The organism is Mycolicibacterium brisbanense (assembly GCF_001570425.1).
Classification (GTDB): Bacteria; Actinomycetota; Actinomycetes; order Mycobacteriales; family Mycobacteriaceae; genus Mycobacterium; species Mycobacterium brisbanense.
In genome coordinates, this window is sequence record NZ_BCSX01000040.1 from 127,843 (window position 1) to 141,580 (window position 13,738).

Annotated in this window: 13 protein-coding genes; 5 read left to right on the top strand and 8 right to left on the bottom strand. The window is 66.1% G+C overall.

What is annotated here, in order from left to right; genetic code table 11:
- Nucleotides 1–157: 157 nt before the first annotated feature.
- The 3 genes from RMCB_RS23225 to RMCB_RS23235 are packed head-to-tail and all read left to right on the top strand — an operon-like array spanning nucleotide 158 to nucleotide 3,757.
- Complete coding sequence (locus tag RMCB_RS23225) at nucleotides 158–2,434, top strand: MMPL family transporter (RefSeq protein ID WP_062830655.1); 2,277 nt, start codon at nucleotides 158–160, stop codon at nucleotides 2,432–2,434.
- Entirely contained in the window at nucleotides 2,424–3,122 is a 699-nt protein-coding gene (locus RMCB_RS23230; protein ID WP_062830656.1) for a TetR/AcrR family transcriptional regulator, read from the top strand. Before RMCB_RS23225 ends, RMCB_RS23230 begins: the two co-directional genes overlap by 11 nt.
- A complete protein-coding gene (locus tag RMCB_RS23235; protein WP_062830657.1) occupies nucleotides 3,119–3,757 on the top strand; it encodes a class I SAM-dependent methyltransferase in 639 nt (212 codons plus the stop codon). The genes RMCB_RS23230 and RMCB_RS23235 overlap by 4 nt, the downstream gene beginning before the upstream one ends.
- Here the strand turns inward: RMCB_RS23235 and RMCB_RS23240 are convergent, their stop codons facing one another.
- The 7 genes from RMCB_RS23240 to RMCB_RS23270 all read right to left on the bottom strand — a co-directional run bounded on the left by RMCB_RS23240 (nucleotide 3,758) and on the right by RMCB_RS23270 (nucleotide 10,462).
- Nucleotides 3,758–4,630, bottom strand: a complete 873-nt coding sequence (locus RMCB_RS23240; RefSeq protein WP_062830658.1) for a PfkB family carbohydrate kinase — start codon at nucleotides 4,628–4,630, stop codon at nucleotides 3,758–3,760. It abuts the gene before it with no gap.
- Between the two features lie 3 nt (nucleotides 4,631–4,633).
- Nucleotides 4,634–5,521: an arginase family protein gene (locus RMCB_RS23245; RefSeq protein WP_062830659.1), complete on the bottom strand. Its 888-nt coding sequence runs from the start codon at nucleotides 5,519–5,521 to the stop codon at nucleotides 4,634–4,636.
- Nucleotides 5,521–6,966, bottom strand: a complete 1,446-nt coding sequence (locus tag RMCB_RS23250) for a purine-cytosine permease family protein (protein ID WP_062830660.1) — start codon at nucleotides 6,964–6,966, stop codon at nucleotides 5,521–5,523. The genes RMCB_RS23245 and RMCB_RS23250 overlap by 1 nt, the downstream gene beginning before the upstream one ends.
- Before the next feature lie 22 nt (nucleotides 6,967–6,988).
- Entirely contained in the window at nucleotides 6,989–7,753 is a 765-nt protein-coding gene (locus RMCB_RS23255; protein WP_062830661.1) for a glutamine amidotransferase, read from the bottom strand.
- Nucleotides 7,754–7,771: 18 nt separating this feature from the next.
- Nucleotides 7,772–8,596, bottom strand: coding sequence for an N-acyl homoserine lactonase family protein (locus tag RMCB_RS23260; RefSeq protein ID WP_062830662.1), 825 nt, complete (start codon nucleotides 8,594–8,596; stop codon nucleotides 7,772–7,774).
- A gap of 48 nt (nucleotides 8,597–8,644) precedes the next feature.
- The gene (locus RMCB_RS23265) at nucleotides 8,645–9,658 is read right to left on the bottom strand and encodes a LacI family DNA-binding transcriptional regulator (RefSeq protein ID WP_062830663.1); all 1,014 of its coding nucleotides are present in this window, start codon (nucleotides 9,656–9,658) and stop codon (nucleotides 8,645–8,647) included.
- Nucleotides 9,659–9,748: 90 nt separating this feature from the next.
- Nucleotides 9,749–10,462 (bottom strand): NAD-dependent deacylase, encoded by a 714-nt coding sequence (locus tag RMCB_RS23270; RefSeq protein WP_029366457.1) that lies wholly within the window; start codon nucleotides 10,460–10,462, stop codon nucleotides 9,749–9,751.
- A 37-nt stretch (nucleotides 10,463–10,499) separates the two neighbouring features.
- On the opposite strand from RMCB_RS23270, the gene RMCB_RS23275 reads away from it, so the two are divergent.
- Entirely contained in the window at nucleotides 10,500–10,865 is a 366-nt protein-coding gene (locus RMCB_RS23275) for an Rv1152 family transcriptional regulator (RefSeq protein WP_029366458.1), read from the top strand.
- Here the strand turns inward: RMCB_RS23275 and RMCB_RS23280 are convergent.
- On the bottom strand, nucleotides 10,841–12,055 hold the full coding sequence (locus RMCB_RS23280) for a PucR family transcriptional regulator (protein ID WP_062830664.1): 1,215 nt from the start codon (nucleotides 12,053–12,055) through the stop codon (nucleotides 10,841–10,843). The two genes, RMCB_RS23275 and RMCB_RS23280, sit on opposite strands and share 25 nt — an antisense overlap.
- Nucleotides 12,056–12,185: 130 nt before the next feature.
- Here RMCB_RS23280 and RMCB_RS23285 point away from each other — a divergent pair, with 130 nt between their 5' ends.
- Nucleotides 12,186–13,700 carry a flavin-containing monooxygenase gene (locus RMCB_RS23285; RefSeq protein WP_062830665.1) on the top strand — a complete coding sequence of 505 codons (1,515 nt, stop codon included), beginning with the start codon at nucleotides 12,186–12,188 and terminating at the stop codon, nucleotides 13,698–13,700.
- The last annotated feature ends 38 nt before the right edge of the window (nucleotides 13,701–13,738 follow it).

The window sequence follows — 13,738 nt, forward strand, 5'->3', positions numbered from 1 at the left end:
ACTAATAGACCCGTCGTCGGCCGGCAATTCATCTCGTGCGCATCAAGTGTGAACGTTTCGCGGTCCTGCGCCGTATGAATCAGCGAGGCCGGTGTTGACGTCCCTAAGTTATCGGAGTTAAGTTAACGTCGGCAATGGGTCGTGGGAAGGAACCGACGTGCTGAACCGGATTGCTCATCTGGCCATCGCCGCGCCCAGGCGCATCCTCGTCGTCGCCGCATTGATGATGGCCGCAGCCGCGATCTTCGGTATCCCCGTCGCCAAGAGCCTGTCCGCCGGCGGCTTCCAAGACCCGTCGTCGGAGTCCGCCCGGGCTGCCAAGCTGCTCTCGGACAAGTTCGACCGCGGTGACATGCAGCTGGTGATCAGCGTGACCGCCGATCACGGCGTACACAGTGCCGCCGCGACGGCTGCGGGCACCGACATCGTCACCGCGCTGCGGAGCTCCCCGGATGTGACGCAGGTCAGCTCGGCCTGGACGGCACCTCCGCCTGCCGCGGCCGGCCTGATCAGCAAGGACGGCCGGACGGGACTCATCGTCGCGGGCATCAGCGGTGGTGAGAGCGGGGCGCAGAAGCACGCCAAGGAACTGACGGACCGTCTCGTGCACGATCGCAACGGTGTGACCGTGCGCTCCGGTGGCGAGGCCATGATCTACGTCCAGATCAACGGGCAGAGTGAGAAAGACCTGTTGATGATGGAGTCCATCGCCATCCCGCTCAGCTTCGTGGTGCTGGTCTGGGTGTTCGGTGGGCTGCTGGCGGCCGCTCTGCCGCTGGCCGTCGGCGGGTTCGCGATCCTGGGATCGCTGGCGGTGCTGCGCGGCTTCACCATGATCACCGACGTGTCGATCTTCGCGCTGAACCTCACCGTCGCCATGGGATTGGCCCTGGCCATCGACTACACCCTGCTGATCATCAGCCGGTATCGCGACGAGCTGGCCGACGGCGCCGCGTCCGAGCAGGCCCTGGTGCGGACCATGACGACCGCCGGACGCACCGTGCTGTTCTCGGCGATGACCGTGGCGCTGTCGATGGTCGCAATGGTTCTGTTCCCGATGTACTTCCTCAAGTCGTTCGCCTACGCGGGCATCGCGGTGGTGGGCTTGGCGGCGCTGGCCGCCATCGTCATCGCCCCCGCGGCGATCGTGTTGCTCGGCGACCGACTCGACGCCTTCGACGTCCGTCGTTTCGCCCGGCGCATCCTCGGCAGGCCCGAACCGGTGCGCAAGCCGGTGGACCAGACGCTCTGGTACCGCATGACGAAACGCGTTATGCGGCGGTCGCTTCCGATCGGTGTCACGCTGGTCGCGGTGCTGCTGTTGCTGGGCGCGCCGTTCCTCGGGATCAAATGGGGTTTCCCCGATGATCGGGTGCTGCCGCAGTCGGCGTCGGCACGCCAGGTGGGCGACGAACTGCGGACGGCCTTCGCGGCCGACGCGGCCACGACGGTGACCGTCGTCCTCCCCGATGCCGCCGGCCTCACGCCCGCCGATCTCGACCGGTATGCCGGTGCGTTGTCGACGGTCACCGACGTGACCTCGGTGTCCGCCCCGGGTGGCACGTTCGTCGGAGGGCGGCCGGTGGGGCCGCCGTCGGCGGCGACCGGGCTCAAAGACGGCAGTGCCTTCCTCAGCGTCGGCAGTAGCGCACCACTGTTCAGCGCCGCGTCCGAGAAACAGCTCGACGCGCTGCGGGCCGTACCTGCCCCGGCCGCGGTGCAGTTGACCGGCACCGCACAGACCAACCGGGACAGTTCCGTGGCCATCACGTCGCGCCTGCCGCTGGTTCTCGGCGTGATCGCGGCCATCACCTTCATCCTGCTGTTCTTGCTCACCGGCAGCGTGGTCCTGCCGCTGAAAGCGTTGCTGCTCAACGTGTTATCCCTGTCCGCGGCGTTCGGCGCTCTGGTGTGGATCTTCCAGGACGGCCATCTGGGCGCGCTGGGCACCACATCCACCGGAACGCTCGTCGCCAACTTGCCGGTGCTGCTGTTCTGCATCGCCTTCGGGCTGTCGATGGACTACGAGGTGTTCCTGGTGTCGCGCGTCCGCGAGTACTGGCTCGAATCCGGCGAGACGTCTCCACGCGCACGGAACGACGAGGCGGTGGCACTCGGCCTGGCCCGCACGGGCCGCGTGATCACCGCGGCGGCACTGCTGATGTCGATATCGTTCGCTGCGCTGATCGCGGCCCAGGTCGCCTTCATGCGGATGTTCGGGCTCGGGTTGACGTTGGCCATCCTCGTCGACGCGACCCTGGTCCGCGTCCTGCTGGTCCCCGCCTTCATGCATGTGTTGGGGAAGTGGTCCTGGTGGGCGCCTGCCCCGTTGGCCCGCCTGCATCGTCGGATCGGCATCAGCGAATCCGGTGCTGCGCCGGCCAAACCCGTCGAACGGGAATGCGCCGCCGCCGGCGTGGCGGATGCTGGGTGATGTGATACAGCCCCTCAAGCGCCGACGCGCCCCGCGCGGTTCCGGCGAGCAACTGCGCGAGGAGATCCTCGACGCCGCCACCGAACTGCTGCTCGAAACGGGTCACGCCAAGGCCGTGTCGATCCGGTCGGTTGCCCAGCGGGTGGGCGTCACGCCGCCGTCGATCTATCTGCATTTCGCCGACAAGGACGCGTTGCTGGACGCCGTGTGCGCACGGTACTTCGAGAAGCTCGACGAGCAGATGCAGGCGGTCGCCGACCAGCCGTCGGCGATCGAGGTGCTCCGCGCCCAGGGCCTGGCCTACGTCCGATTCGCCCGGGAAACCCCCGAGTTGTACCGCATCGCCACCATGGGCGAGGGCAGGCCCGGCAGTGATGTCGACCTGACACTCAACAGTTCGGCGTTCATGCACCTGCGGACCTCCGTGGAAGCGCTCATCGCCGAAGGCGTCTACCCGCAGGGCGACGCCACCGCGATGGCGCTGGAACTGTGGACCGCGGCGCATGGTGTCGCGGCCATGCTGGTCGCCAAGCCGTATCTGCCGTGGGGAGACGCCGACGAATTCGCCGACCGCGTACTGCGCGCGGTGTGTCTCGGGCAGATCGTCGCGGGCATGATCGGAACCGACGTGGCGCCGAGCGACACCGTCGCCCGGTTGAAGGACTTCGCCGAAGGGATTCACCAATGAGCACTCCGACCATCGTCGACAACCCGTTCTTCGCCCGGGTGTGGAAAACGCTGTCGAGCTACGAGCCGGACGCGCTGCGCAGGCTGCGCGCCGAGAACCTGTCCGGGCTCACCGGCCGGGTACTGGAGGTCGGCGCGGGCACCGGCACGAACTTCGCGCTCTACCCCGACACGGTCACCGAAGTCGTCGCCATCGAACCCGAACGCCACCTCGCCGAGGTGGCGCAGCAAGCCGCGGCCGCCGCGTCGGTACCCGTCGCGGTGACCGGTGAGACCGCCGAACAGTTCGCGACCGCCGAACCGTTCGACGCGGTGGTCTGCTCGCTGGTGCTGTGTTCCATCGATGATCCGGGTTCGGTGCTGCGACAGCTGTATTCGGTGCTGCGCCCCGGTGGGCAACTGCGTTACCTGGAGCATGTGGCCAGCTCCGGCTATAAGGATCGGCTGCAACGGATCGCCGACGCCACCGTCTGGCCGCGGCTGCTGGGAAACTGCCACACGCATCGAGACACCGAGCGCACCATCGTCGAGGCCGGATTCGTGATCGACGGGGCCCGGCGCGAATGGGTGCTGCCCACGTGGGTGCCGCTGCCGGTTTCGGAATGGGCGATCGGACGTGCGGCGCGGCCGGCCTGACTATCGGCGGGGTGACGACGCCCTGCGCTCCAGGTAGCACTCGAGCTTGTCCAGACGCGGTTGGGAGCACGGGTCTTCGACCGCGACTGCTGCGACACGGCAGGCGATTTCGAGCGCGGCCCGACGCGGAACAGCCCGGGCGAGGGCACAAGTCAGAGCCGCAAAGAAAGCGTCACCCGCGCCGACTGTGCTCACCACTCGGCTGACCGGGAAGGCCTCCAGCGCTTCGGTTTTGCGTCCCCGCTCCCAGAGTTCGGCTCCTTGCGCGCCCAGCGTCACCGCCACCAGCGCGGCGTCGGCGAGTTCCGGCATGTCCCGGTACTCTTCGGCGTTCACCACGAACAGGTCGGCGCGCTTGAGGAGCGACTCCGGGATACGTTGGCTCGGCGAAGGGTTGACGGCGACGAAGCCCTCGAATTGGTCTGCGGCGCGGACAACTTCCTCGATCGGGATCTCGAACTGCAACATGAGCGCGTCGGCGTCGCCAAGGGTGCTACGCGACGCTGCGGCGTGTGCGTTGGCACCGGGAACGACGATGATGCTGTTCTCACCGACCCGGTCGACGCCGATCAGCGCCATACCGGAAGGAAGCACGTCGTCGAACTCGACGGCGCTCACGTCGACACCGAAGCCCTCCAACTGCTCGCGCAGCCAGATTCCGTCGGCATCGTCACCGACCGCACCGATCATCCTGCTACGGCCGAGCAGCTGAGCGGCGGCGGCGGCCTGGTTGGCGCCTTTGCCGCCGAGCCCACGGACGACGCGATGAGCCAGCACAGTCTGCCCAGGCCTCGGCAGGGTCTCGACCTCGACAGTCAGATCGAGGTTGATACTGCCCAGGACGGCGATGAGTGGTTCGGGGCCTGTCGGCATGGTCTATTCCGCCGACCTTCCGCTGCCCGCGAGGGGTAGCCCGCGCAAGATCGAGCGCAGCGCGACGGCTTCTCGCGGAACGAATTCGGCGACCGTCAGTCCGACCAGATCGAACTCTTCCGCGATGGCCGCAATGGTGCGCAGCGCCGTGGCCTTCGAGATTCCGCCCTTCTCCCATGCCATTCCGAAGGCGAGTTCATCACTGTCGATCACGTCCAGGTCGAAGTGGACCGCCACGTGGCGGACTCCGCTGTCGCGGATCCACCCGAGCACTGCGCCGACGAATGGCTCGGTGTCGGCGGGCGGCATCAGGCGCAGCCCCCAGGACTCATGGGTGTGGCTGTCTTGATCGTCCCACGCGTGCACCCCTGCAAGCAGGATCCGATTCGACGGCAGGGTGGCCGGCATGCGCTCGAGGACATCGTTGTCGCCGCGCCCCGACAGATGGCTGACCACCATGGTGTTGAAGCCCCGGTTCGGGCCACCGGGCAGGTTGCAGTCGGCGTGACTGTCGAGCCAGATGACGACAAGGTCGTCGGCGTACCGTTCGGCGAGGTAGCCGAACGGGGTCAGGCTGACCGCGCACGTGCCACCGAGAGTGAGGATGCGCTCGGCGTCCGCATCGCGAATGTGCGACAGCGCTTCCGCGTGCTGGCGGAGCACCTCGTCCTTGCCGACGATGCCGTCGATCTCAGGGAGGTCGTGGCTGTAGTCGGGCACCTCGACGCGGGCGGTGGGGCCATCGTGCCTGGGAGCCAGCGCGGCTGTCAGTTGGCCGCCGAGGCCGTAGACGGTACGGCTTTCGGCTACGTCGAGGCCGGGGGTGTAGTGGGCCACGGCCTGCGGCTCGCCGCCCTGCCACTGCGGCCATTCCAGTCTCAATGTGGTCATCATCGACCGCCCACCGGGCTGGATGTCGCGGTCACCCGGGTGTCGATGGTGTTGATGGCCGAACGTGCGACCAGTCGGTATTCGGCTTCGCGATCGAAGTCGCGGCTCAGGAACAGGTACAGCCCGCCCGATACGAAAAGCCCTACGGCGAAGGAGAAGTCAGCGCCGCCGATTGCCGCAGCGGCGGGACCAACCCAGACGCTGGTGCTGAAGAACGGGATCATCGCGATGAATCCCACTGTGTAGCTGATCATTCCCGAGCGCCCCCAGCGCCCGTAGATGCCCCCATCGGTCTTGAGGATGTCACTGATGGAGAGAATTCCCCGACGAACGATGTAGTAGTCGATGAGGTTGACGGCGGTCCACGGGATGAGGAAGTAGGTCAGGATCGCCAGGAAGACGCTGAACGCGTTGAGTGCGTTCTCCGGCACGAACAGGCTGGCGAAGATGGCGATCGAGCCGAGCGACACGATCGCTGCCGCCCTGACCTTGAAGGTCGAGGTGAAGCGGCGGAAGCCCTCGACCGCCGTGAGAAACGCGATGGATCCGCTGTAGAAGGCCACCGCGACGGCATTGAGGCAGGTCAGCAGTGACACCACCATCATGACGCCGGCCAGCGCCGGGGACATGTTCCCGGCGAGTTGGTCGAAACCGGCGACCGTGCTGGCATCGGGGTAGGCGATGGCCAGGATGGCGCCGAGAATCTCGATCCAGATCGCCGAGAGCAAGGTGCCGCCGAAGACGGTGGCTGACACCTTCCAACCGGATATCCATTCGGGCAGATAGCGGGTGTAGTCGGAAACCACTGGTGCGACCGCGATCTGGAATGTTGCCGACGCGGCGAACTGCAGCAGGAACGGCGCGAGTCCGAAGTCGGCGACGCCGAGGTAGTTTCCGATGGGCAGATAGCTGAACGCGCATACGCTCAGCACGACCAGCGCGGCGAGCATCAGGTAGGAGACGGTCTTCTCCGCCCGAAGCACCACCTGGTAGCCGATGGTGGCCACCAGCAGCGCGACGACGCCGACACCCAGGGAGAGGACCGGCAGCGCAATCCCGGTGGTGATGACATGAATTGACGCCGCACCGGTCTGCACATAGAAGATCGCGAAGCCGAACTGCACGAGAGTCGCTGCCACGAGCGGCAGTACGGCACCGCGCGTGCCGAACTGCGCCCGGGACTGAATCATCTGGGGCAGCCCCATGCGCGGGCCTTGGGCCCCGTGAAAGGCCTGGAACAGCGTGCCGAAGACGCTGCCGAGCACGATCGCCGTGATCGACCATCGCAGACCGAGGCCGGCAAGCGACCCGAGTGCGCCGGTGGACGCCGTCAGGAACGAGGCGTTGATCATGAACCACAACTGGGTCTGCGACCAGAGGCTTCCCGTTCGTGCCGAGGGCGGCACATAGTCGAACGAACGGTCTTCGACGAGTTCTACGGCCATTGTTTGTCCTTGGTTGCTGTCGTTACCGGGCGTCGACGGTGGTGCGGTCCGCCGCCCATGCCATGAGCGCGAGCCAGAGCGCGGTGTATCCCTCCCAGGCCACGAATGACGGTGGCGCCCAGTGCGGGGACATGTCGGAGGTGAATGCGACTGAGCGACCGGCCTTGACCGAGCGGACCGCGACAAGGGGAGAGCCGTTGATCTCGGCCAGCACCTCGGAATCGGGATGCGGGTTGGTGCGGTTGAAACCGAGCAAGGCGGGCCAGGTTTCGCCGGTGCCGGCGAGGGCCGGGTGGCTTGCCGCGGTCACCGTCGGCACAGCGCCCTCGGGGGTCTCGGCACGGTCGTCGGTCAGCAGGGGCGCCACGGCGAGGATGTCGCCGATCGGGCTGTTGGCGTAGTTGGCCTTGGCGTCGACTCCGGAGAACGACAGATATCCGCCGATCATGGCCAGTCCGCCACCCGACTCGACGTATTCGCGAAGGGCGGCGAGGCGATTGGGCTCGGCCTGACTCCGATTGAACACCGCCCGGGTCAGCAGAAACGTGTTGGCTCCGACATCGCTGATCACGACGACGTCGTACTCGCCGAACTCGGCCGCCGAACGCGGGCAATCGGTTTCGATCTTGTGAGCCGGGACGTGCGTGACGTCCCACCCACCTGAGCGCATGGCGGCGATGAATTCGCCAGCGCCCTCGACATATTCGGTGGTGGTGAAGGTATCGAACCCTTTTTGGTGGATCATGTGGGTGGTCCAAGACTCACCGAGCAGGAGCAAACGTGGCATGGCAGAGGTCCTATCTGATCAAGAGATGGTTCCGGAGGGAAAGTGCTGCAGGAATTTCCAGTCGTGTTCGGGGACGATGATGTCCGCCGAATTTCGGATTCTGTCGTAGCCCGCCATGAGCTCCGGCAGATTCCAGAATGAGCCCATCGGCCAGTTGAGCTCGAGATTGACGTAGTTGTACATCACATCGCTGGTCAAACACACTACGCCCGAGCCGGTTTCGGCCAATACCACCATACATCCCGGGGTGTGACCGCCGATCTTGAGCAACCGGATTCCGTCGGCCAGGTCGTAATCGCCGTCGATCACGCGCAGTCGGTCCCGGATCTGATCAACCTTGTACACGTACTCCGGGTAGTAGAACATGCAAAAATGTGGTGGCGTGGTGGCTTGTGGCAACTCGTCCTTCTGCACGAAAAATGTTGCGTTAGGGAAGAGTTCGTTGTTTCCCACGTGATCGAAGTGCAGGTGGGTCAGCACGACGATGTCGATGTCCTCAGGCTTGACGCCGTAGCGGGCTAGCCCGGCCCGCAGATCCTGATCGTGGCTGCGTGACGCGACGAAGTCGACGCCGTAGCGGTGCTGCATCGCGGCGACTTCGTCGACGTCACCAAGCCCGGAGTCGATGAGGATGGTCTTGTCTCCACCGAGGATGAGCCACACGGGCACGGGGACCATGACGCCTTCGTGTACCGAACCATCAAGGCGCACAATGTCATCGCGGAAGCCGTAGAGAAGTGCCTTGTTGTCGGGGATGTCGGGGTGAATTCCGCTGTTGAGAATGGACACCGACAACGAGCTTTCGAGTTCGCCGGTGACGATGTGGTGGATCTGAAGAGACATGCTGTTCCTTTGTTCGCTGCGGGTCAGCCCGCACAGCTACGACGCCGGTCAGTCGGCGTCGGTCATGCACAGTGACGTCGTGCCACGCACGATCAGTTCCACGGGCTGGACGTGACGTTCGGCCGGTGGCGGGCACGAGGTGTCGATCGAGGCGATGAGTGCCTCCGCGGCACGGAATCCGAGCTGCCACACATCTTGTCTGACGGTCGTCAGGCCCGGATTGGTCATGCCGGCGATGTTGATGTCGTCGAACCCGACGACCGAAACATCTTGCGGGACATGCAAACCGATCTCCATCAGCCGCTTCATCGCGCCGAGCGCCATCAGATCGTTCGTCGCGAAGACGGCAGAGAAATCGATGTCGTGCAGCGGGCCGACGGCTTTGGCCAGCGCCGCGTACCCGCCGTCGTAGGTGAAGTCGCCGCCGATCACGACGGGCTGCGGGAGATCGTGTGACACCCACGCGTCCGAAAAGCCCTGCGCGCGGTCGTCAGAGCTGGCGAGCCCGGCCATGGACAGGATGACTGCGTCTGTGTGACCGAGTCCGATGAGGTGCTCGGCGGCAAGCCGACCGCCTTCGGCGTTGTCGGAAACGAACGAGCAGGTGCTCGACCCGAGCACCTCTTCGTCGACCAGCACCACCGGGATGCTGCCGAGGGAATCGGCCATTTCCCGGTGGGTGGTCGGCGAACCCGCGGCGTAGACCACGCCGTCGACCGCGCGCGAGCGGATGGTCTCCAGGTAGAGCAGTTCGCGGTCGTGATTGAACGCCGAATTGCAGAGCACCATGTTGTACCCGGCATCGATCGCCGCCTCTTCGACGCCTTTGGCCAACTCGGCGAAGAAGCTGTTCGAGATGTCCGGCACGATCAGGCCGAGCAGTCGGGTGCCTCCGGTGGCCAGGTTCTGAGCGGCCCGGCGAGGGCTGTAGCCGAGCTGGTCCATGACCTCCTGCACCCGGCGTCTGGTCTCCTCCGACACCGCGCGCCGACCGCTGAGCGCATGCGACACCGTCGTCGGGCTGACGCCCGCCAGCCGCGCGACTTCAGCGATCGTGGCCATCTTCAACTCCTATGCAAAGCGCTTTGCATGACGCAGATCGCAATCTAGCGCGGACGAACCATCGAGTGCAATAGCGGAACTGCTGCGGCTCTAGCCCAGGAGCGTCGGCAGGCGCTGCAGCAATCCGGGCAGCGCGCTCACCGCGGTCTCCCGCAACGACACCGTCGCGCTGTCCGACAGCGGTGTGCGCTGCGGATTGACCTCGATGACGGGGATGCCGTTGGCCAGCGCTGCCTCGGGAAGACCGGCGGCCGGGTACACGATCGAGCTGGTCCCCACCACGATGACGAGGTCGGAACTGCCCACCGCGGCCACTGACTGGTCCCAGGCCCGCTCGGGCAGCGGTTCGCCGAACCAGACCACATTCGGCCGGATCAGCCCGCCGCAGAAGCACAGCGGCGGCTCGACGGCCTCGACTGGCTCCGGCATCTGCGGCAGCACTCCCTCGAACTGCGATCCGCAAGCATCACAGCGGAATTCGAAGAGACTGCCATGCAGGTGGTGCACGTGGGTGCTACCGGCGCGCTCATGCAGGTTGTCGACGTTCTGGGTCACCACGTGCACGTCGGCGTAGTCCTGCCAGGCCGCCACGGCGCGGTGGCCGGCGTTCGGTTCGACCGCGTCCATCATGTAATGCCGCCACAGATACCAGGCCCACACGCGCTCCGGGTGCCGCTGCCACCCTTCCGAACTGGAGATCTCGTAGGGGTCGACCTTGGCCCAGAGACCCGTCTCGACGTCGCGGAAGGTCGGCACGCCACTTTCCGCCGATATCCCCGCACCGCTGAGCACTGTCAATCGCACGTTCACCAACGTAGCGGCTTTGGGTGATACTGAGCACGTGACCGAGTTGGGGGATTGGGTCCGGGTAGATCCGGATGCTGACAGGCCGTTGTTCGATCAGTTGAGAATCCAGATCATCGACGGCATCAGAGACGGACGACTTTCGCCGGGTACCCGGTTGCCGACGGTCCGGGAACTGGCGGGCCAGATCCGGCTGGCGGTCAACACCGTGGCCAGGGCCTACCGCGAACTGGAGGCGGCAGGCGTGCTGGAGACCCGGGGGCGCTACGGAACGTTCGTCGCCCGGGCCGATCCGGCGGATGCCGCGATGGCCGCGGCCGCGAATTCGTTTGCCGAGGCTGCCCGGGCGCTGGGCATCGGCAAGGTCGACGCGCTGCGCTACCTCGACGCGGCATTCGACTGACCCCGCCAACGCACCACGTCGAGGGCCACCGCGACATCCACGGCGGACTCGGCAAGTGGGCGGGGCAGGAGTTCGTCGGCGCGGGCCAGCCGGCGCAGCAACGTGTTTCGGTGTGTGTAGAGCGTTGCTGCCGCGCGTGACGCGTTGCATTGCTGCTCCACGAAAGTCCTTACGGTTTCCTGTAATTCGGTGCTTGCCGTCTCGAGATCACCCAGCACGCGGCTGACGAAGGCCGCGGCGCGGTCGGCATCGGCGGTGATCAGCGCGACCAGTTCGATCTCGGTGAACGTGGCGATCTGTTGAGGTGAGTGCAGCCGCGCCATCATGTGCTGGGTGGTGAGCGCGCCGAAATGGCTGCGCCGGAAGCCGTCTACGCCATCGGCGGTCGGTCCGATGGCGATCCGGATGTCGGGATCCGCGCGGATGTGCTCACCCAGCGCTGCCACGTCGATGGTGCTGTGTGTCCACACCCAGCGCGTGGCCACGCTGGCCAGCAGGCTCAGGGGGCGCGTCGCGCCGAATGCCTCGGCGGCGCGGTCCAATCGGACCAGGTCGCTGTCCGGGCGTTCGGTCCAGATCACCGCCGCGGTGTGCGCGCCGGTCAGTGCGTAACCGAGTCGCGTCTCGGCGCGCTGGCGCGGGATCGGGGCCCCGTCGAGGATCAGCGCGACGGTCTCGCGACGTTCGGCATGGGTGCCCCGGGTGAGCTCGTCGCGCTCGAGCTCGATCTGCGCGGCAATCCCGGACAGCGTCGCATCGATGAACGCGCTGATCGACCGTGAGCAGACGTCGAGCAGTTCGTGCAATTGCCCGGCGTCCGATGTCAGTTCGAAGGCGATTTCCATGAGGCGCCGCCACGCGACACCCTCGCCGACCCGGTAGGCGTCGAGTGGGAACCCGGTGATGCCGCGCCGCACCATTTCTCGCGCGATGCTCAGTGGTTCGGGACCGGTGTTCGGCGGCACCGGTGCCCCGGGGTCCCGGACATTGGCCGCACCCCAGAAGAACAGATTGGCGCGGTTGCTACGACTGACCGCACCGGCGAGTTCGGGATCCGCCGCGATCACCGGGCTGGCGGCCAGCACGGCTTCGTCGAGCTCCTCCAGCCATTCCGGGCGGGCGTTGACGACGATCTGCGCGCACTGTCGGATCAGGTCCCGCACCGGCGGTGACGGCAGTTTCCACGTCATTCGGCCAGCCTAGGGCGGTGGTGCACAGTGCATCATCGACTCTCGGAAATGGGTTGTTTTGACCTTGGTGGCGCTCTCCGAAACCGCGACGATTGAACACATCTCCACCACACCACCCACGGGAGCCCGAATGACCCACACCGAGCACGTTGACGTCCTGATCGTCGGGGCCGGGATCTCCGGCATCGGCGCGGCCTACTACCTGCAGCAGGAGCACCCGGGACGCAACTTCGCGATCCTCGAGGCCCGCGGCGCGACCGGTGGCACATGGGATCTGTTCCGCTACCCGGGAATCCGCTCGGACTCCGACCTGCACACCTTCGGCTACGAGTTCAAGCCGTGGCGTGACGAGCACGCCATCGCCACTGCCGACAAGATCCTGGCCTACCTGCGCGAGACGGTGACCGAGAACGGCATCGACCGCAATATCCGGTTCCACCACAAGGTGCTCGGCGCGGCCTGGAGCTCGACCGACGCCCGCTGGGTCGTCGACGTCGAGCGCACCGACGAGAGCGGTGAGGACATCGAACTGGTGCAGATGTCGGCGAACTGGCTGTTCTGCGCGGGCGGCTACTACCGCTACGACCAGGGCTACACGCCGTACTTCGAAGGGCAGGAGCGGTTCACCGGTCAGATCGTGCATCCCCAGCACTGGCCCGAGGATCTCGATTACACCGGTAAGAAGGTCGTCGTGATCGGCAGCGGCGCGACCGCGGTGACACTGATTCCGTCGATGGCGCCGACGGCAGGCCACGTGACCATGCTGCAGCGCTCGCCCTCATACGTGCTTCCCGTTCCGGCCAAGGACTCTTTCGCCAACGCGGCCAAACGGCTGCTGGGCGATCGCCGCGGCTACGCCCTGACCCGGCGCAAGAACATCATCAAACAACGTGCCGTCTACACGCTGTGCCAGAAGTACCCCACCGCCGCGCGCCGCCTGATCCGCAAGGTCAACGCCAGCCAGCTGCCCCAGGGATATGCCGTCGACGAGCACTTCGCGCCCCAGTACAACCCGTGGGACCAGCGCTTGTGCGCCGTGCCCGACGGCGATCTGTTCAAGGCCATCAGCAACGGCACCGCCTCGGTGGTCACCGACCGCATCGCGACCTTCACCGAGCGCGGCATCCTGCTCGAGTCGGGCCGCGAGCTCGACGCGGACATCATCGTCACCGCAACGGGTCTCAACGTCCAGCTGTTCGGCGGCATGACGCTCACCGTCGACGGTCAGCCGGTGAATCTGGCCGAGACCGTCGCCTACAAGGGCATCATGCTCTCGGGCGTGCCGAACTTCGCGTTTGCCTTCGGTTACACCAATTCGTCGTGGACACTCAAGGTCGGGCTGCTGTGCGAACACTTCTGCCGACTGCTGAAGTACATGGACGACAACGGCTTTGACTCGGTGTCCCCGGTGTTCGACAATCCGGGTATCGCGACGCTGCCGCTGCTCGACTTCGCCGCCGGCTACGTACAGCGGGCCGCAGACCAGCTGCCGCGGCAGGGCGTCAGCGGACCCTGGGTGATGTCGATGAACTACACCTACGACGCGGACATGCTGCGCAACGGCCCGGTGGTCGACCCGAGCCTGCGGTTCGGATCCCGCCGCGCCCTCAGGAATTCGGCACAGACTCCACAGCTCGTTCTCTGAGATTCGTTCCTCACGGTTCAGCGGCGTCCGGTGGCTAT